The sequence below is a fragment of the Bacillus xiamenensis genome, assembly GCF_000300535.1.
GTDB lineage: Bacteria > Bacillota > Bacilli > Bacillales > Bacillaceae > Bacillus > Bacillus xiamenensis.
In genome coordinates, this window is the sequence record NZ_AMSH01000004.1 from 61,466 (window position 1) to 80,536 (window position 19,071).

A 19,071-nucleotide genomic window follows, 5' to 3' on the forward strand; every position below is an offset into this window, starting at 1 on the left:
GGTTCAAAGACTCATGTTTGAATAGGGATTTGTGCCCTTTTTATGGTATAAATATGCTTTCGATCTACCGCATACCACACCTTAAGCCCCCTTTTATAAGGGGTCAAAATACACATTCGTCCATCAGACGATACATATAGTCTTCCGGTCCTAGGACAAATAAAAGCCGCCCCTCCCCCGGGACGGCTTTTATAAACGGCTTATGATGCCGCTTCTTCTTTTTCTTGCTGGTCTTTCACGTACCAAATGAACTTCCCTGTATATCCATAGATGATCGCAAGTCCAATGGCGACAAAGCTCAACCACATGAATGGTAAATACGAGAATGTCGATACGCCGAGAATCCCTGCCATGTAAATTCCGTTATCTGACCATGGAACCATACCAGAGGTAAGCGTTCCTCCGACCTCAGAGTTTCTAGATAACACACGTCTGTCTAATTTTAATTTGTCATAGCTTTTTTCCATGATTTTTGGTGTAAGAATGATGGATACATACATTGCACACCCAAAAACGTTGGCAAAGAATGCTACAAGAATTGTGGACAGTGTCACATTTCCCGCATTATATAGCTTTTTCTCAAATGTTGAGACAATGACTTTCAATACACCCAGATGTTCTAATACTCCGCCAAAGCCAAGACCCAGGATAATGACGACCAAAGAGCCGAGCATGTTGACCATTCCACCACGATTTAATAATTGGTTAAGGAAGTCTACATCTGATTGAATTGAAAATCCATTGTATGCTGAACCAATTGCATCACTTGGATTCGTTCCCTGAAAAGCAAATGCCCAGACCGCCCCAAACAAAGCACCAATCGCAATAACCGGTAAAGCAGGCTTTTTCATCACGAGTAAAACAACAACAATCAGAGCTGGAATGAGCATCCACACATTAATATTAAATGTATCAAGCAAGGCATTCTTTAAAAATTCCACCTTCTCTTGATCAATATTGCGCCCTCCATAGATAAATCCAGTCACTGTAAACATAATAGCTGTAATAACAAAGGCCGGTATGGATAATACCATCATCGCTCTTACATGTGCGAGCACCTCAACCTTTGATAAAGACGAGGCAAGAACTGTACTGTCTGATAGCGGAGAAAGCTTGTCTCCAAAATAAGCGCCAGACAACACTGCACCTGCTACGATTGGAAGGGGAATTCCTAGCCCTTCACCGATCGCAACCATGGCAATACCAGCTGTACCAACTGTTCCCCAAGAAGTACCTGTAGCAACAGACATGATCGCACAAATAATTAATGTTGCGAGTAAGAAGATATTCGGATGAATAAACTCTAGTCCATAATAAATGAGTGTAGGGACAACGCCACCCGCAATCCATGTTCCAATTAAAGCACCAACAGCCAGTAAAATTAAAACAGCTTCAAGCCCATTTGATATTCCTCTAGTAATAGCATTCTGTAAATCTTTATAAGAGTGTCCTAAATGAAGACCGAGCCCAATTGCTAGAAACCATGAAATAAATAAAGCCAGTTGAATATCTAAGTTAAAATAAATAGTAAAGGATAAGACAATCGCTAAAAATAGCCCTAGTACTGCGATGATCTCCACCATAGATGGCAAGCGAACCGATTTCAATGTTTGTTTCCTCCCTTTGCGCGTGCGTTAAGCGTTTTCAAAATATTGCGAAAAAAGTGTGTCAATTTGAAAGAAAATGAATTGCCTGTTTTTTCTCTCTTTCACAGGCAATTCCACATATTAATAAAATAAATTTTTTGATATTATTGTCGCTCTAGCAGCTCTTCACCGGCAATACCAGGCTTTGTCATCTCGTAAGGATTTAAAATAATATCAAGTTCTTCTTCCGTTAAAACATCATACTGCAAGCAAAGATCTCTGATCGATTGTCCCTTTAAAATCGCTTCTCTTGCAATCCTAGCGGCTGCTTCATAGCCTAAGTGAGGGTTCACGGCAGTGATCACGCCCGCACTTTTTTCTACATATTCTTTCAAACGTTTTTCATTTGCTTCGATGTCCACTAAACAATGATCTGTGAATGAGCGGAATCCGTTGTTCATTATACTAATAGATTGAAGCAAGTTAAAGACCAAAACAGGCTCCATCACATTTAACTCCAGCTGACCTGCTTCAGAAGCAAGACAGATGGTGTGGTCGTTCCCAATGACCTGGAATGCGATTTGGTTAATGAGCTCTGCCATCACTGGATTGACCTTCCCAGGCATAATGGATGATCCCGGCTGACGGGCTGGCAATGCAATTTCAGCAAGACCTGCACGTGGACCAGACGCCATTAAGCGAAGGTCATTCGCAATTTTAGACATGTTCATCATACATACCTTTAATGCAGCAGATACTTCTGTGTACGCATCTGTATTTTGCGTGGCATCAACAAGGTGCTCTGCGCCTACTAATGGCAGCCCTGAAATGTCAGCGAGTTTCTTCACCACGATCTCAATATAGCGAGGATCTGCGTTAAGGCCTGTCCCAACAGCTGTCGCACCCATGTTGACTTCATATAAATGCTGTTTTGATTGGTTAATTCGTTTAATATCACGGCTAAGCACACGGCTGTATGCTTCAAACTCTTGTCCCAAACGGATCGGAACAGCATCTTGTAGATGAGTACGCCCCATTTTGATCACATGATCGAATTCTTGTGCTTTCTTTTGAAATACGTCCTGCATGGCTTGCATCGTCTCAAGCAGAATGTCTAACTGCTTCAGCACAGCAATATGGATCGCAGTAGGGAACGAATCATTTGTCGATTGCGACATGTTGACATGTGTGTTTGGACTTAAATGAATGTAGTCACCCTTTTGATGTCCCATGATCTCCAGGGCTCTATTCCCAATGACCTCATTGGCATTCATATTCATGGAAGTTCCTGCGCCGCCTTGAATTGGGTCTACGATAAAGTACTCATGGAGCTTGCCTTCAATGACTTCATCCGAAGCCTGAACGATGGCATTGCCAATTCCTTCATATAGACGTCCAACTTCCATATTGGCTTGAGCGGCTGCTTTTTTGACGATAGCAAAGGCTCTAATGAGTTCCTCATGCATGCGATATCCTGTAATCGGAAAATTCTCTTTTGCACGAAGGGTTTGAACACCATAATACACGTCTGCCGGAATTTCTTTTTCACCAAGAAAATCCTTCTCGTAGCGATAAGTTGCTTGAACCATCTTGTATGACCTGCTTTCTATAGTTAAATCACTAAATCTTCTGCGATTGGCGTTTCCATAATCTTTTTCACTTCTCGTGGATCTGTTGTTTTGCCTAATGCCCACATGAGCTTCGGCACGATGGCTTCTGTGTTCATGTTGCGTGAACGTGCCACCAGTTCTTGATTGATTTTGCGCCCTACTTCGTACACACTCATGTCTTCTCCTTCTTCGAGACACTGAGTTGTGATGACAACAGAAATGCCTTCTTCCAGCAATTCGTTGATTTTTTCTAGAAGGTTTCTTCCTTCGAAAGGAATGCCGCCGCTGCCGTAGCTTTCAATGACGACACCTTTGTATACACCTTTGATTGAATCTAAAAACTCAGGCTTCAGCCCTGGGTGCAGTTTTAATAAACAAACATCTGTGTTCAAGGATGCATCTAATTTAAGCGGTTTCATTGGTGATCTTTTTACTTTGCTATTGTATTCAATTTGATGGTTTTCAATCGATGCAATATATGGGTAGTTGATGCTTTCAAATGCATCGTAACTTTTCGTTCTTAGTTTGATTGCACGCGTTCCTTGAATGACCCTGCCATCAAACACGACATACACCCCGCCAACGCCGTCACATGCAAAGCGAATCGCATCTGTGATGTTTTTCTTCGCATCTGTTTTCTTAAAGGTAATCGGAATTTGTGAACCTGTAATAACGATCGGCTTATCAGGATTTTGTAGCATATAAGATAGTGCTGCTGATGTATAGGCCATTGTGTCAGTTCCGTGCGTGACGACAAATCCGTCATATTGATCATAATTTTCATAAATGGCTTTTGCGATATCCACCCAGTATTCAGGCTGCATATTGGTACTATCTATACTCATCAGGGACTTTGTGTCCATTGTGTACTCTGCATTAATTTCGTTTAAATAGCTTAAAAGGTCCTCAGCTTTAACACCTGGAGCTAAACCATTTTCACTCTCTACAGATGCAATCGTCCCACCAGTCGTTAAAAGCAATAATTTCTTCAACAGGTCCACCTCTTTCAGTAAAATTACTTCGTTTGTCACACATATTATAAGCCAGCTTGTGCTATTCTATAATATACGCTTTACGCGTACCTTCATTGCCATTATAGTCACATAACGCGAATTAATCAAGAAATTATTACGCATAACGCGTACACTCTATGTCAAAATATGATATACTGTTGTTGTATATAAAGGAGCGTTCATGTATGATACTCGATCGTTTAACCACCCTTAGAAAGAAGAAAAAATGGTCTCTCCAGCATACGGCAGATCGCCTAGGTATCGCCAAAAGCACCTATGCCGGTTACGAATCTGGGTACCGACGACCTTCGCTTGAAGCAGTGAAGCTGCTGGCTGATTTGTATGATACGTCCATTGATTTTTTACTTGGTAGAACGGACGAGCCAGAGATACAACGCAAAATCTCTGATATCAAAATTGAACTGACGGAAGCAAAAGAAGGAACGATCTATGTAGACGGCGTTCCACTAACTGATGAAGAAATCAAACAGCTTGTTGCCTTTATTCGGGCGAAAAACACTCTGAAAGTATAAACACAAAAAAGAGAGATCCCTGTCATACGGGTACCTCTCTTTTCCCTTTCATATCAGCTGCTGCTTACGACAGCTCACTTAATTCCTCTAACCGCCGCTTTGCTTCTTCTTTATTAAAGGAACTATAATAGCGATAATTCTCATCGTCTAAGATGCGGTAATGCTGGCTTAGTACATTTTGCTGGAGACGAAACGCACCTTTTTTCACAGACGTTCGCCACCAAACCTTTCCGCCAATCGTACGTTCAACCGATAGATGCAATTCATCATGTGCCACGACTTCCAAAATCTCGAGCGGATCATCCCCAAGTGTTCCTTTTAAAATGTCACTATCCCTGAATAATGCACATACGGCCGCCGATTGTGTCCAGTTGAGGCGGAGTCTATTTTTTTCTACTTGCTGCACATGCCGCTTTGATAGACCAAGCACCTCAGCCATACGATCCTGCGTATAATTCTTTTCTTTTCGAATTCGTGCCATTTGTTCTGTGACGAGGTCGATTACCATTTCTTTGTCCATCTCTCATCACCTCTTGAATGTTCAGTCTTTACTGACATCATACACGATTTCTTCAAAAAAGTAGCGTCTCATCTCATGAAATCATGACAAATTCAGCTTAGTTAACCGGCTCTTCGCTCTGACCATGCTGCTGTCTCCAATTCTGTTGGGCTGTCTCATGTAAATATGGATATATGTCTTGCTTGACGGTTTGCTCAAATACGTCTTCATCTAAAATACTGTACGCCGGAATCTTTATTAATTTCCCATCTATTTTACGAATGAGCACATCCATGAAAAGAAAGCCCCTTATACTGTACCGATGCCTACGCATATCAATGGATTGGATATCTTGAAAAGGGATCTTTTGTTGTTGATACAAAACAGCGCCATTCTCTCCGCGCTGAATGCGAAAAATGACATTTCCTTTCTTCGTAAAAGCCGGCAGGATCATCAAAAAGGATATGCATCCGTAGACAATGCCTAATAGTCCGCCTAAAAATAAAAACAACGTATAATTCGATTCAAATGTAAGAGCTTCTGAAAATAACCAAATACCGATGATACCAAAGCCGCCCGTTGCTAAGAATGCCCATACTCTTAGAAAGAGCCTGCTCCTCACTTCTATTACTTCACTTGGATTCAAGCGCCATTCTCCTTTTCCCCATTAGAATATAGAACGTAATCCGTCTCTATGAGCTGTCTCTATGCGAAATTCGTTTTCCTTGATCCCAGACACAAGCCAAGAATGCCTCTCCCCCGGAATAACAAATATCATAGATTCTACATCCGGCGTATTGTTTTTGTCATAAGCGACCTTCATGAGGGAGTCCATTTTCCCTTTTCTTGCCCGCACATCAGAAACAAATGCCATCACAAGCTCTTGGTTCTCTGCTTGGTTTAGAAAAGAAAGCCATTCACCTTTGCCTTCGCTGGCTTGTTCTAACAGCATTTCAAATTCCTCTGCCTGCAGGTTGATGACGGATGTGGGGTGATCACTCATGTGTATGTTCAAGAAGGTTGTCACTTGCTCCTCTGTCTGCTGATCGTCTTTTAGTTTGTGGATCTGATGCACTTGCTGGTCATAAAGCGTATGATGCGCATACACACCTGCCTGCGTCGTATGAAAGGACGTACTGACATCTTCATCTAACGCGCCAAATCTTGAAGCCTTCACGGTATGCGATGCATCATTCATGGCCTGAATGAAATGCCGGTAATCTTCTTTATAACGGTATTGTCTGTTTCGAAATTCCAGTACGCCCTTTGCCAGCAGAGAGCGGCATGCGATTTCAAATAAAAAACCAAGACGTTCATCCTCTACTTCTGGATAATAAGCTTCCTTTAATGACATGCCTTGTTCAAAATAGCCTTCACTGTAAAAACTAAAGATGAGCTCCTCGATACTTAGACTTAGCTGATCCAACTTGATCTCTCCTTATCCAAAAGAAAATGCGCCCTTCAAGAAATCACCTGCACCTTTCATCAGCGAATCTGCGGTTTCTTTTGTTTTTTCTATTCCTTTATGTATCATCTGATTTGCTTGATCAATGGTGTCATTGACTGCTTTTACCCCTTGACCCGCCAGTTCAAATGCTTTTTTCCCTTTGTCGACGACCGCATGAATCGTGTCTTTCAATTTCACTGCGACCTGTTCTGCAAAACCGGATGTAAGTTTGGCGACTTTTTCACCAATAAATCCACCCACTGCCGATCCTATCGCTCCGCCGACTACTGTTCCAATCGGCCCTGCAAAGCTTCCAAGAGCGCCGCCGACAACGGCACCTGCAACGGACCCGCCTGCGATAAAGACCGTATTATTCACTGCATTTCCAACTGCCTTTGCATTTTCACGCTTGAGCACTTCCGGTTGATCACCGAATTCTGCATAGTTCTCAGCAATTTTCAAACCACAGCCAACCGTTTCTGTTGCACCTGTGACAACCGTTGCAATGATGGCATTTCCTTTCGCAAATCTTGCACCATTTTTCAGAACAGACTTGATTCCAGCTGTGTCCTTCCAATTGATACTTCCTTTTGTGAAATCACGGACACTGTTTGTAAACGCAACCGTGTCGTCAGGATAAAATTTTGTGAATTTCTTATGGACCAAATCAGCCATCGACCAGTTCGACCGTTTTAATAATTCTTTTTTACTCAGCCAAATCCTTGCCAACCGGTCAAATCTCGTTCCTTCGACCCGGTTTGTCAGATCAAGAAGCAGCTTTGAATGCTGCGCTGCATAGCGGCCATTTTCCTTCAAGAAGGTCGTCATCCCGAGCCCATAGTATTTCGCCTGCATCATCACAATACCAGCTAAGCTCGTGAGTGTACCATATTGATCATAAATGCTGTACATTTTCCTTAAAATATCATCAGCTTCGACCATTTTATCCTTGGCATGACGAATGGCAATATCATCACTGCTCAATTTGCTGATTAAGGCTTGGCCAGCGCTCCATGCGTCTCCAACTCCAGAAAAACAGCTTCTATAACGAGGATCACAGCCTAGGATCAGACCATCCAGTTCACTATGTAAATCGTGATGCTTTGTTTCAATGACCGAAAGCTCTCCTATCACATCATTCGCCAGCCCTGTCAACTGATCTGGGTCCACTACAATGTCACGTGCCATCACATCATCTCCCTTCTCGAGCTCTTTCTCTCCGTTCTTCTCTTCTTTTTCGTTCAAGCTCTTCCATTCGAGCAATTTCAGCTTTACGCTCCTCGATTTTGGCGGCTGCATCCCGCAGTTCCTGACTTGTTTCAAGCAAATCCTTTTCAAATTGATCATAGCGTGCCGCTGTTTCCTCAAAGCTTTGATCAAATTTATTTCTTGCTTCTCCTTGCCAGCCTGATCCCACTGCCTTCAACCGGTTCTCAAGCAGCTGCTTTGACTGCCGAATGTCATCAGCCGCTTCTTGAAACTTTTGAGCGAGTGCCAGCGTTTGACTAGAATCCAACTTTCGCACCCCTTTCTCCCAAATTAACGTACAAATGGATGATTTTATATGTCCTCATTATAAATAAAAAGACACCCAAAAAAATCACCCTAAAGAACCATTCAGCACATCACAAAATAAAAGTAGGCCTTTTTTCTCTCCAATTGTCAGAGAAAGCCTTTTTTGTTACGAAGCACATTCAAGACATGATAAAATGAACGTATTCTACAAAAGGAGTGACGTATTGATGAAAGACGAAATGATCCAGCGTTTCACACGTTATGTAAAAGTGGATACCCAGTCTGATGCAGAAAAAGAAAGCTGTCCATCGACTGAGGGACAGTTGAACCTAGCGAGGCAGCTTGTTGAAGAGATGAAAGACATCGGCATTCAAGAAGTGACAATGGATGATAACGGCTATGTCATGGGAACGATCCCATCTAACACAGACAAAGAAGTGCCGACCATTGGCTTCCTGGCTCATATCGACACAGCCACTGACTTCACTGGCAAAAATGTAAAACCGCAGATCCATGAGAACTACCAAGGCGGCAACATTACGTTAAATGAAGATCTACATATCGTCTTATCTCCAGCTCAGTTTCCAAATTTACAAAAATACCGAGGACATACACTGATCACCACTGATGGCACGACCTTACTTGGTGCAGATAACAAAGCAGGTATCGCAGAAATTATGACCGCCATGCATTACCTCATTCAGCATCCAGAAATCAAGCATGGAAAAATTCGAGTCGCCTTCACACCAGACGAAGAGATCGGCAGAGGGCCGCACAAATTTGATGTTGATGCCTTTGGCGCTTCTTATGCTTATACGATTGACGGCGGGCCGCTTGGAGAGCTTCAATATGAAAGCTTCAACGCAGCAGGTGCAAAAGTATCAATTAAAGGAAACAGCGTCCATCCAGGAACAGCAAAAGACAAAATGGTCAGTGCTGCGAAGATCGGAATGCTCTTTCACAACAAACTTCCTTCAGACGAATCTCCAGAATATACAGAAGGATACGAAGGCTTTTTCCACCTCACGAGGTTTGTAGGAGAAGTAGAAGAAGCAGAGCTGCAATATATTATTCGTGATTTTGATAAAGAAAAGTTTAACAAACGCAAAGCATTATTTGAAAAAATCGCGAATGACTTAAAAGCGGTATACGGTGAAAACAGCATTACCCTCAGCATTCAGGATCAATATTACAATATGAAAGAAAAAATTGAGCCGGTGAAACATATCGTGGACATCGCTCATGAAGCCATGGAAAACCGCTCAGTGACACCTGTCATTGAACCGATCCGCGGCGGCACAGATGGTTCACAGCTTTCATATAAAGGACTCCCAACACCAAACATTTTTACTGGTGGAGAGAACTTTCACGGTAAATATGAGTTCATTTCTGTGGAAAACATGCTAAAAGCAACAGAAGTCATCGTAGAAATTGCACGTTTATTTGAAGAAAAAGCATAAATATGTTTAAAACCGTTCCTGTTCGGGAACGGTTTTTTAATGAAAGTTTACAATTTTCTGAAACTTCTGTGACACTTAATCGTACTAATAGAGACAACCCCAGAAAAATTCTTCTTGACGAGTGAAATAACTGGAAATATAATAGTTACAAACGACCAGTATTTTAGACCTAAATTAGCAGATAAACTAAACCTTAAGGACTAAACTGAGTCTGCTGCTTATTTTCAGTTATAAACATCACTCACCCTGTCTACACTGAAAGAATAGGATGAATTGGAGGAATGTCATATGATGATTTTATTGATTATCGCTTCACTTTGCTGCTACTTACTACTCTCTTTCAAAAAAGATAACCGCACCCAAAAACGAAAAAGCGCAGAGCTTTCGGAGTTCGAAATCTTTCGTATGCGCCGCCACTACAACGGCAAACGCCGCCACCCACTACACAATGCACCCAAACAAGTATAAATTGAAAGGAAGAGCCTGATCAGGGGCTCTTTTTGTTTGCAAATAACCGATTCAGACACATCAAAAACGACCAAATTCATGGCCGTTTCTCTTTTTTTTATTTATACACCTTCGCAGGAACTTGAATCATAGGGATTCCTTGAGAGTATGGTGCGATTTCATATGGCTGGAAGACAACTGCAATTCCCTTTTTCGTGAAGTAATACTGCGTGTTGTAGTCGATTTGAATATCACTTTTTTTCAGGTCCGCATAGAATTTACTTTTATGCTTCTTCGTATATTTATAGATATAATCTCTTACTTTCGTGCGTTTTTTCTTTGTTTTCACAACATCTGTTAAGTACAACTGCTTTGTCTTTTTCTTTGTTAACACATAGTTCATGCTCGTGACCATCGTATCCCCATGCATGGTGCCGTCATTCATGTAATCATAGTTTAAGAAACTTAGTTTCTTCCCATTGTTAAATTTCGTTTCGAACGATCTCTCGTACGTGATCTTCCCAATGCCTTCTTTTTTCGCTTCGTCCTTTAAGAACAAGTACATAGAATAGGAGAATGCGATATCTTCTTTTAAATCATGGTTGATGGTTTTCATATGCGCCTTACTAAGGTTTTTCACCTGTGCATATTTGAACGTTTTTTTCTTCTTATAATAATGTGTGCTTACTTTTGCTTTTTTTGCTTGTTTGGCATCCGCAGATCCAACTGGAGCAAACAACGAAACAATCAGCGAAAAAATGAGCAGGCTGATCGTTAAGCTCTTTTTCATTGTCATAGTAAAAACCCCCATTTTTGTCTATTACCAAATGAGTATACCATGACAAAAGAACCAAAAAAAGTATTTTTTCCATATTATCCTTTCTTTTTCCACATCAGGTTTGTTTACCGTTTTCATTAGTTCCTGTATGCTTAATATAGAATGTTAGATGAAGTGTGGTGTTTATCATAGAAGAGAATATTTTTAGTCATATTAGAACAACGTTTCATAGTTTATCTCCAACACAGAAAAAGATTGCCAATTACATTTTGCAAAACCCTCAGAAAGTTGTGCTTCATTCCATTAGTGCGCTCGCCGCTGAATGCAACACAAGTGAAACGACGATCTTTCGGTTTCTACGAAAAATTGGCTATGAGTCATATCAAGTGTTTCGCGTCCACATCGCGCAGGATATTGCGACCAATACGCCCCAATCAATATACGGCGAGATCGAGGCATCTGATAGTGTCGCAGATATTAAACACAAAGTCATAGAGTTAACAACAAACTCGATTCAGGATATGAAGCATATTCTAGAAGACCAGGCTGTGACAAAGTTTATTGAGAAAATGAAGCAGGCACATAAAACTGTCTTCTTTGGAGCAGGTGCATCCGGTTTTATTGCTGGAGATGCCTATCATAAATTCCTTCAGCTTGGTTTTGAAGTGAGTCTATGCAGTGATCCTCATATGATGAATATGATTGCAACCCATGCAACGGAACATGATTTTATCGTTGCAATCTCACATTCAGGAGAAAGCAGAGAAATCCTGGATGCCGTGCAATTTGCTAAGGAAAAAGGAGCAGCAATCGCTTCGATCACGAGCTATCCAAAATCAGAGCTCGCCAAGCGATCTGATTTTCATCTGCTCAGTTCATCAAGAGAAACAACCTATCGCTCCGACTCAATGATTTCCCGTATTAACCAGCTTGTGATCATTGATGTTCTGTACGTTGCAGCTGTTTTAGAACTAGGACCACATGCGATCGAAAACGTCAAACGATCTCGATTAGCCGTAGCTAAAAATAAAACATAAATGGCATAAGACCGGAGCTGATTCCGGTCTTTTTTTGTGACTTCCCTCATATTTTCCGTTGACACGTTCTATCACGTCATGTACATTAAATGAACAATAGTTTATTTCCTACTATCAAATATAATAGATAGTATATATACTAACAAAAAGAAAAGAAAGCGCTTTTTGTAAGGGTTTTCGAAATGGGAGGCGACAAAATGACGAAGCAAATTGGATTCATCGGATTAGGAATTATGGGAAAACCTATGGCACTTAATCTATTAAAAGCCGGTCATACTGTGACTGTTTTCGATATTCATACGGAAGCTGTTCAAGCATTAAAAGAAGCAGGAGCAAAAGGCGCCACTTCAGCTGCTGAGGCAGCATCTGAAAGCGATATCATAATCACGATGCTTCCCAAGGGTGAGCATGTAGAAGCAGTTGTAGCAGGTGAACAGGGCATTTTAGCTGCCGCTAAACCTGGCACGGTCATCATTGATATGAGCTCTATTTCACCTGTTACTTCTAGAGCATTAGCTGCACTGGCAAAACAGCATCAGGTCGAATTTATTGATGCACCTGTCAGCGGCGGAGAGCCGAAAGCGATTGACGGAACACTGGCGATTATGGTGGGCGGCGAAGAAGCGATCTTCGAACAAGTGAAGGATGTCCTGCATGCCATGGGCACAGATGTCGTATTAGTTGGATCAAATGGAAGCGGGACAACCGCTAAGCTTGCGAATCAAATCATCGTCAACTTAAATATCGCTGCCATGTCCGAGGCGCTTGTTCTTGCCGCTAAGTCAGGCATTGCGATTGATAAAATGTATGAGGCTATTCGCGGTGGACTGGCAGGAAGTGCTGTTCTCGATGCAAAGGTTCCGCTCATCTTAGAACGAAACTTTGAACCTGGCGGACGCATCGACATCAACTTAAAGGATTTAACCAATGTGATGGAAACTGCCCATGATATTGGCGTTCCTCTTCCGCTTTCTAGTCAGCTGCTTGAAATCTTCCACGCCCTCAAAGCGGACGGAAAATCTGGACTTGATCATGGCGGAATCGTTCAATATTACGAAAAAATGGCTCATGTTGAAGTGAAGAAGGGATGAGGCTTTATGAAACAAAGTATTGATTTACTAAATACCATTCCGAAAGCGGATTCAGACCGCATTCAATCAGCATACGAACAAGCACTAAATCAATTTCACCATAAAGTGATTGTATTAGACGATGACCCAACAGGCATTCAAACCGTACACGGCGTCTCTGTTTTCACCGATTGGTCAGAGAAAAGCATTGAAGCTGGTTTTCTTGAAGACAGCCGTATGTTCTTTATCTTAACCAACTCTCGCAGTATGACAGAGAAAGAAACGACGGTTCTTCATGAAACGATCGCATCAACGATTGTGAAAACGGCTGAACGGCTTGATCAAGATTTCATCATTGTCAGCCGGGGGGATTCCACCCTGCGTGGACACTTCCCGCTAGAGACTGAAATTCTCAGAACGACCATTGAACAGCAAAGCTCCCACCAATTTGACGGCGAAATCCTTCTTCCCTTTTTTAAAGAAGGCGGGCGCTTTACGATTGGCAATATTCACTACGTACAGGAAGGACACGAATTAATTCCTGCTGGTGAGACAGAGTTTGCACTAGATCGTACATTCGGATTTCAATCTTCTCATCTCGGTGAGTGGATTGAAGAGAAATCAGGCGGATCGTTCACAAAGGAGAACACTACCTATATTTCTTTAGAGGATATACGGGCTTTACGCATTGACCACATCAAGAATCAGCTTATGACCGTGAAGAATTTTCAAAAGGTGGTTGTGAATGCGGTGGACTATGATGATGTCAAAGTCTTTGTCACTGCCCTCATAGATGCCATCAAAGCAGGACAGCAATTTCTATTTAGAAGTGCGGCCGCTCTTACAAAAGTGCTTGGCGGGGTTCAGGATCGACCCTTATTAACAAGAGAAGATTTGATCCAAGAAGAAAGCCAGCACGGTGGTCTCATCATGGTTGGTTCCCATGTCAAGAAAACAACGGAACAATTAAAAGCACTTCAACAAAATAAAGAGATCGCTTTTATCGAGTTTGATACACACCTCGTGTTAGAACCTGAAGCATTTCAAGTGGAAATTGACCGCGTGATCCAACAGACTGAAGCGCTGTTAACATCAGGGCAATCTGTTGCTGTTTATACAAGGAGGGAACGGCTTGATCTTGGGGACGATCGTCAAGAGGAAGAATTGAAGCTGTCTGTTCAAATTAGTGATGCTGTGACAAGCATTGTCCAGCGCCTCTCCATTCGTCCTAAGTATCTGATTGCCAAAGGTGGAATTACTTCAAGCGATATAGGAACAAGGGGTCTTAACGTCAAGCGTGCGACTGTCGCCGGTCAAATTCGACCAGGTATTCCCGTTTGGCAAACAGGAGAAGACAGTAAATTCCCATTCATGTCTTATGTGATTTTCCCGGGAAATGTTGGCTCAAAGGATACGTTAAAAGAAGCTGTAGACATACTTGAAGGATAAAGCATAGGGAGTGTTCACGCTCCCTCATGCAACACAAAGGAGGAAAGATCATGTCATTAGTTTTTATTGGACTTGGCGTTTTGTTATTACTTTTACTTATGGTGGTCTTTAAGTTAAACGCTTTCATTTCATTGATTATTGTCTCTTTAATTGTTGCCGTGTTAGAGGGCATGTCACCACTTGAAGCGATCGCATCTGTCGAAAAAGGGCTCGGAAGCACACTCGGTCACTTAGCATTGGTTCTTGGTTTTGGAGCGATGCTTGGTAAATTGATGGCTGATTCTGGCGGTGCTCAGCGTATCGCGATGACACTCATCGACCGATTTGGTATCGGAAAAATTCAATGGGCGACGATGCTGACTGGTTTTGTTATCGGAATTGCTCTATTTTATGAAACCGGATTCATCATTCTCATTCCATTAGTCTTTACCATTGCTCAAGCCGCAAGACTTCCTGTGTTGTATGTGGGAATGCCGCTCGTCGCTGCACTCATTACAACACACGGCTTCCTCCCTCCTCACCCAGGGCCGACAGCCATTGCCAATGTATTTCAAGCCAATATGGGACAAACCTTATTAATTGGAATCATTTTAGCGATTCCTGCTGTTTTAGTAGGCGGACTTCTCTTTACAAAACTATTTAAAAAGGATCAACTGCACGCACACATTCCAAAGAATTTATTTAATCCAAAGGAATTTACAGAAGATGAAATGCCTAGCTTCGGCATTAGCATTTTCACCGCTGTTTTGCCTGTATTGCTCATGACATTCAGAGCATGTTTAGAAATTTTCTTCCCGTCCTCTCCACTGCTGCCGGCGGCTGAGTTTTTAGGTGAGCCGGCGATTGCCCTATTAATCTCTGTGCTGCTTGCCATCTACACATTTGGCCTTGGCAGAGGAAAGAGCATGCAGGACGTCATGAAGTCGATTACGGATTCTATTGGCTCCATTGCGATGATTCTCTTGATCATTGCAGGCGGCGGCGCCTTTAAACAGGTGCTCATTGACAGCGGCGTCGATCAATACATTGCGGGGATCATGCAAGGAAGCACTCTTTCTCCCCTCCTCCTCACCTGGCTGATTGCCGCTGTCCTTCGTGTCTCTTTAGGATCAGCCACTGTCGCCGGTCTCACAGCGGCTGGCATTTCTGCACCGCTGATTGGTTTGACGGGTGTCAGCCCGGAATTAATGGTGATTGCAACAGGTGCCGGGAGTATTACGTTCTCTCACGTAAATGATGCGGGTTTCTGGATTTACAAAGAATACTTTAATCTGTCGATGGCTCAAACCTTTAAAACTTGGACATTGATGGTGACTGTTCTTTCACTTGTCGGACTAGCTGGTGTCCTCGTCGCTGATTTGTTCATGTAGGAAAATAAATTGTAAAAACCATTGACTTTTTCTCAAAAAGGTTGAATAATTGTGTTTATTAAGAAAATTGAATCAAAAGGTAACCTTATTAAGAGTGGTGGAGGGACTGGCCCTGTGAAACCCGGCAACCGCTGTTCCTCGGAACAGAATGGTGCTAATTCCTTAAACAAGCTGATGCTTGTTTGAAGATAAGGCAGAGATCTCACAGTATATGATGCTCTTCCTTATCCAAGGAAGAGCTTTTTTATTTGAATGTTAACCTGAAGAAAGAAGGGATTCAGCATGACACAAGTACAAACCATCGGAAAGAAAACAACAAAGCCGCCATTTCGCGCAGATCAAGTAGGGAGTTTGCTTCGTTCTGAGCGCATCAAAGAAGCTCGCAAGCAAAAAGCCGACGGTACACTGACAGCAGAGCAGCTAAGGCAAATTGAAAACGAGGAAATTACACGTATTGTAGAGAAGCAAAAGGAAATTGGATTAGAGGTTGTCACAGATGGAGAATTCAGACGTGCATGGTGGCATTTTGACTTTCTAGAAGGACTTGATGGAGTCGAAGGATTTGAAGCAGACCAGGGCATTCAATTCCACAACACGACGACAAAAGCGAGAGGCATCAAGGTAACAGGCAAGATTGATTTTACAGATCATCCAATGCTAGAGGATTATCGCTTCCTTCACAGCATCGCCGGTGATCATACGGCTAAAATGACGATTCCAAGCCCGAATATGCTCTTTTTCCGCGGCAAGCTTGATGAAGGTGTGTATGACAGTTTAGATGAATTCCACCATGACGTGGCACAGGCTTATAAAAAAGCCATCCGTGCATTTTATGATGCTGGTTGCCGCTACTTACAGCTAGATGATACAGCATGGGCTGTGTTCTTCTCTGAAAAGGGACATGAACAAATCAAAGCCTTTGGCCGCGAGGAAAATGAACTTCGTGAGTCGTTTGCAAAAACAATTAATGAAGCCGTTGCCGATCGTCCAGAGGATTTAGTCATTACAATGCACATTTGCCGTGGTAATTTTAAATCGACTTGGGCAGCTGAAGGTGGCTACGAAGCCGCAGCAGAAACGATTTTTGACGGCCTAGATCTGGATGGTCTCTTTTTAGAATTCGACGATGATCGTTCTGGCGGATTTGAACCCCTTCGATATGTGAAGAATCCAAACCTTCAAATCGTACTTGGCCTTGTGACTTCAAAGTACGGAGAGCTTGAGCCGGTTGAACAGATCAAAAAACGAATCGAGGAAGCCGCTCAATACGTAAACATCAATCAAATTTGTCTAAGCCCACAATGCGGATTCGCTTCAACAGAGGAAGGCAATCTGTTAACAGAAGAGCAGCAATGGGAAAAGCTGCGTCATGTGATTGAGATTGCGGATCAAGTGTGGAAATAGGCGGAAATCTGCAGAAAAAGCTTACCGTCATAATAAAGAACCGCTTTTTTGGCGGTTCTTTATTTTTTGTCATCTCTATCAACATTATATTAAGTTTAATCGTCATACTTCTATAGTAGAGTTAAGAAGATAATGAATATAAGTTATCTTCTTAAAAACCATCTTTTATACTCATAAGTTGTCTTACAACAAGTTGTGTAGATTGATATACATCTAAGTCATCTTTCTTTCTTGCCAGTATATCCCCTACTGAAATTCCCTTGAAATCGTTTGGTAAATTATTTATCATTGATTTTAATTTTTCTTCTACCTTTTTTCGTTCATTTTCATCCAAAAGATCAATATTAACCAGCTCTCTCCACTCGTCCTTTTGAATCAGTCGATTCCTTAATTCTATTAAAATTAGATCTAGCCAAGCTGGCTGACCGAAGGTAAAGTTTAATGCAATGGTTTCTTCAGAAGAACTAGTTGAATGCCAACAACCTCTTGGAAGAAATAAAAATGAGCCTGCATCCAAAATCAATTCCGTTCCATTAGATAAATTTTCATCAGGAAATTCACCATTCCAATACGACTTTAATGGATCTGGCAAATGAGGAGCCTCGATTAATTCATAATGTTGAAGTGGGTTTATTGTATTAAAATTTTCAGCCAACTTCCATTTCTTTTTCCCTTTAAGTTGGAAAATGAAATTGCAATACGCATCAAAATGTGCTGAAAATCCAGCTGACTCTTTAGCAGCGTACAATACTGCTTTTGCCATTGTTCCCTCAGGCAAACCTAACAGTGACTTTAGTTTACTAATAGATTCACGAAGTTCTGGTATAAATATATCCGTGAAATCAAACTCTAAGGCAGCTCCTTTTTCATACCAACTCATTGCCTCTTCAGGTGGAACTAAAAATTTGTTAAGGATCCCCCCTGTCTCCTCAATAATTGCATCCCCAACAACCATTACTGGATTTTTATATATCTTTAAAATATTCTCCAAGCTAGAAATATTTTCGATTCCAGGAACTGAAAAAAATCGTTCTATACTTCCTTTGTTATGTAAAAAATGATTTGGCCAATATTCATTTAAAAACTCATCAGAATTCATCTCGTTTAAAACGTCATCTAAAATATTGCCGTTTGTTATTTTCATTATTTACCTCCTATGCTTATATTTCCAAATACAATTATACAAAAAGAAAATCCAATTTCAACTAATAATCATAACATTCAGATTTAAAAAATATATTCAACTAAAATAATATGTATACAAAGATCTACACAATTCCTGTTAAAAAACCTACGATCAAATAAGATGAAAGGTATTATTCCTACTTAATTGTTAGTCAGCACAATCATCAAAAACATAAATGATTATCCTATTACATTTGCAATTTAAAACCAGTTATTATCCTAACTTCTAAAGCCATAAACGTCCCCAAAGGTTACAATAACCGATGATTCTCGCCATCTTTTGAATTTTCTCCTTTTTTTTTGCTCAACTCTAACTCTATTTGTACCATTGATTTACTTAATACGATGCACTTTATAGATAGAGTACCGACATAAAAATTTGTCAAAAAAATCATTATTTAAATATTGAAAAAAATATAAATAATGTGATATTATGACTTTCGTTAGGGTGTGAAATTGAAATTTAAGACATATATAGGAGGATGATTACATGAAAAAAGTTTATAAAACTCCACGTCTCGTTGACATTCGTAATGTCGTTGTCGCTGGTGGACATTAATCTACTCAAATCCTCTTAAAAGGAGACAGTACAGGAGGTGAAGCACATGAAAAAAGTTTATAAAAATCCACGTCTCGTTGAAATTCGTAATGTAGTTGTCGCTGGTGGA

18 protein-coding genes and 1 riboswitch are annotated in these 19,071 nt (G+C 41.3%); of the genes, 8 read left to right on the top strand and 10 right to left on the bottom strand.

Annotated features, from left to right (window positions below; all coding sequences use genetic code 11):
- Positions 1–200 precede the first annotated feature (200 nt).
- From nhaC to BA1_RS02875, 3 genes are all read right to left on the bottom strand, one after another.
- Positions 201–1,607: a Na+/H+ antiporter NhaC gene (gene nhaC, locus BA1_RS02865; RefSeq protein ID WP_008355539.1), complete on the bottom strand. Its 1,407-nt coding sequence runs from the start codon at positions 1,605–1,607 to the stop codon at positions 201–203.
- Between the two features lie 143 nt (positions 1,608–1,750).
- Positions 1,751–3,175: an aspartate ammonia-lyase gene (gene aspA / locus BA1_RS02870; RefSeq protein WP_008355541.1), complete on the bottom strand. Its 1,425-nt coding sequence runs from the start codon at positions 3,173–3,175 to the stop codon at positions 1,751–1,753.
- Between the two features lie 23 nt (positions 3,176–3,198).
- On the bottom strand, positions 3,199–4,188 hold the full coding sequence (locus tag BA1_RS02875) for an asparaginase (protein ID WP_008355543.1): 990 nt from the start codon (positions 4,186–4,188) through the stop codon (positions 3,199–3,201).
- A gap of 206 nt (positions 4,189–4,394) precedes the next feature.
- Here BA1_RS02875 and BA1_RS02880 point away from each other — a divergent pair, with 206 nt between their 5' ends.
- On the top strand, positions 4,395–4,742 hold the full coding sequence (locus BA1_RS02880; RefSeq protein ID WP_008355544.1) for a helix-turn-helix domain-containing protein: 348 nt from the start codon (positions 4,395–4,397) through the stop codon (positions 4,740–4,742).
- Positions 4,743–4,806: 64 nt separating this feature from the next.
- On the opposite strand, the gene BA1_RS02885 is transcribed toward BA1_RS02880, so the two are convergent.
- The 5 genes from BA1_RS02885 to BA1_RS02905 all read right to left on the bottom strand — a co-directional run bounded on the left by BA1_RS02885 (position 4,807) and on the right by BA1_RS02905 (position 8,204).
- Positions 4,807–5,262 carry a helix-turn-helix domain-containing protein gene (locus BA1_RS02885; RefSeq protein ID WP_008355546.1) on the bottom strand — a complete coding sequence of 152 codons (456 nt, stop codon included), beginning with the start codon at positions 5,260–5,262 and terminating at the stop codon, positions 4,807–4,809.
- A gap of 97 nt (positions 5,263–5,359) precedes the next feature.
- Entirely contained in the window at positions 5,360–5,887 is a 528-nt protein-coding gene (locus BA1_RS02890) for a YfjD family protein (protein WP_008355547.1), read from the bottom strand.
- A gap of 21 nt (positions 5,888–5,908) precedes the next feature.
- Positions 5,909–6,667, bottom strand: coding sequence for a hypothetical protein (locus tag BA1_RS02895; protein WP_008355549.1), 759 nt, complete (start codon positions 6,665–6,667; stop codon positions 5,909–5,911).
- Between the two features lie 12 nt (positions 6,668–6,679).
- Entirely contained in the window at positions 6,680–7,876 is a 1,197-nt protein-coding gene (locus BA1_RS02900) for a DUF6861 domain-containing protein (protein WP_008355551.1), read from the bottom strand.
- Between the two features lie 4 nt (positions 7,877–7,880).
- A complete protein-coding gene (locus tag BA1_RS02905; protein WP_008355553.1) occupies positions 7,881–8,204 on the bottom strand; it encodes a WXG100 family type VII secretion target in 324 nt (107 codons plus the stop codon).
- Positions 8,205–8,430: 226 nt separating this feature from the next.
- Here BA1_RS02905 and pepT point away from each other — a divergent pair, with 226 nt between their 5' ends.
- Together pepT and BA1_RS18460 are read left to right on the top strand one after the other, a co-directional pair.
- Positions 8,431–9,663 carry a peptidase T gene (gene pepT / locus BA1_RS02910; protein ID WP_008355555.1) on the top strand — a complete coding sequence of 411 codons (1,233 nt, stop codon included), beginning with the start codon at positions 8,431–8,433 and terminating at the stop codon, positions 9,661–9,663.
- 288 nt (positions 9,664–9,951) lie between these two features.
- Positions 9,952–10,131 (top strand): hypothetical protein, encoded by a 180-nt coding sequence (locus tag BA1_RS18460; protein WP_082194719.1) that lies wholly within the window; start codon positions 9,952–9,954, stop codon positions 10,129–10,131.
- A 97-nt stretch (positions 10,132–10,228) separates the two neighbouring features.
- On the opposite strand, the gene BA1_RS02915 is transcribed toward BA1_RS18460, so the two are convergent.
- Positions 10,229–10,906: a DUF3298 and DUF4163 domain-containing protein gene (locus BA1_RS02915; RefSeq protein WP_008355557.1), complete on the bottom strand. Its 678-nt coding sequence runs from the start codon at positions 10,904–10,906 to the stop codon at positions 10,229–10,231.
- Between the two features lie 161 nt (positions 10,907–11,067).
- Here BA1_RS02915 and BA1_RS02920 point away from each other — a divergent pair, with 161 nt between their 5' ends.
- From BA1_RS02920 to BA1_RS02940, 5 genes are all read left to right on the top strand, one after another.
- A complete protein-coding gene (locus tag BA1_RS02920) occupies positions 11,068–11,925 on the top strand; it encodes a MurR/RpiR family transcriptional regulator (protein WP_174549226.1) in 858 nt (285 codons plus the stop codon).
- A 197-nt stretch (positions 11,926–12,122) separates the two neighbouring features.
- Positions 12,123–13,016 carry a 2-hydroxy-3-oxopropionate reductase gene (gene garR, locus BA1_RS02925; RefSeq protein WP_008355560.1) on the top strand — a complete coding sequence of 298 codons (894 nt, stop codon included), beginning with the start codon at positions 12,123–12,125 and terminating at the stop codon, positions 13,014–13,016.
- 6 nt (positions 13,017–13,022) lie between these two features.
- The gene (locus BA1_RS02930) at positions 13,023–14,444 is read left to right on the top strand and encodes a four-carbon acid sugar kinase family protein (RefSeq protein ID WP_008355561.1); all 1,422 of its coding nucleotides are present in this window, start codon (positions 13,023–13,025) and stop codon (positions 14,442–14,444) included.
- A gap of 50 nt (positions 14,445–14,494) precedes the next feature.
- Positions 14,495–15,814, top strand: coding sequence for a gluconate:H+ symporter (locus BA1_RS02935; protein ID WP_008355563.1), 1,320 nt, complete (start codon positions 14,495–14,497; stop codon positions 15,812–15,814).
- Between the two features lie 82 nt (positions 15,815–15,896).
- A riboswitch (SAM riboswitch) is annotated at positions 15,897–16,009 on the top strand.
- 87 nt (positions 16,010–16,096) lie between these two features.
- Positions 16,097–17,218, top strand: coding sequence for a 5-methyltetrahydropteroyltriglutamate--homocysteine S-methyltransferase (locus tag BA1_RS02940; RefSeq protein WP_008355565.1), 1,122 nt, complete (start codon positions 16,097–16,099; stop codon positions 17,216–17,218).
- 151 nt (positions 17,219–17,369) lie between these two features.
- Here BA1_RS02940 and BA1_RS02945 read toward each other — a convergent pair whose 3' ends face one another.
- A complete protein-coding gene (locus BA1_RS02945) occupies positions 17,370–18,362 on the bottom strand; it encodes a JmjC domain-containing protein (protein WP_008355568.1) in 993 nt (330 codons plus the stop codon).
- Positions 18,363–19,071 lie beyond the last annotated feature (709 nt).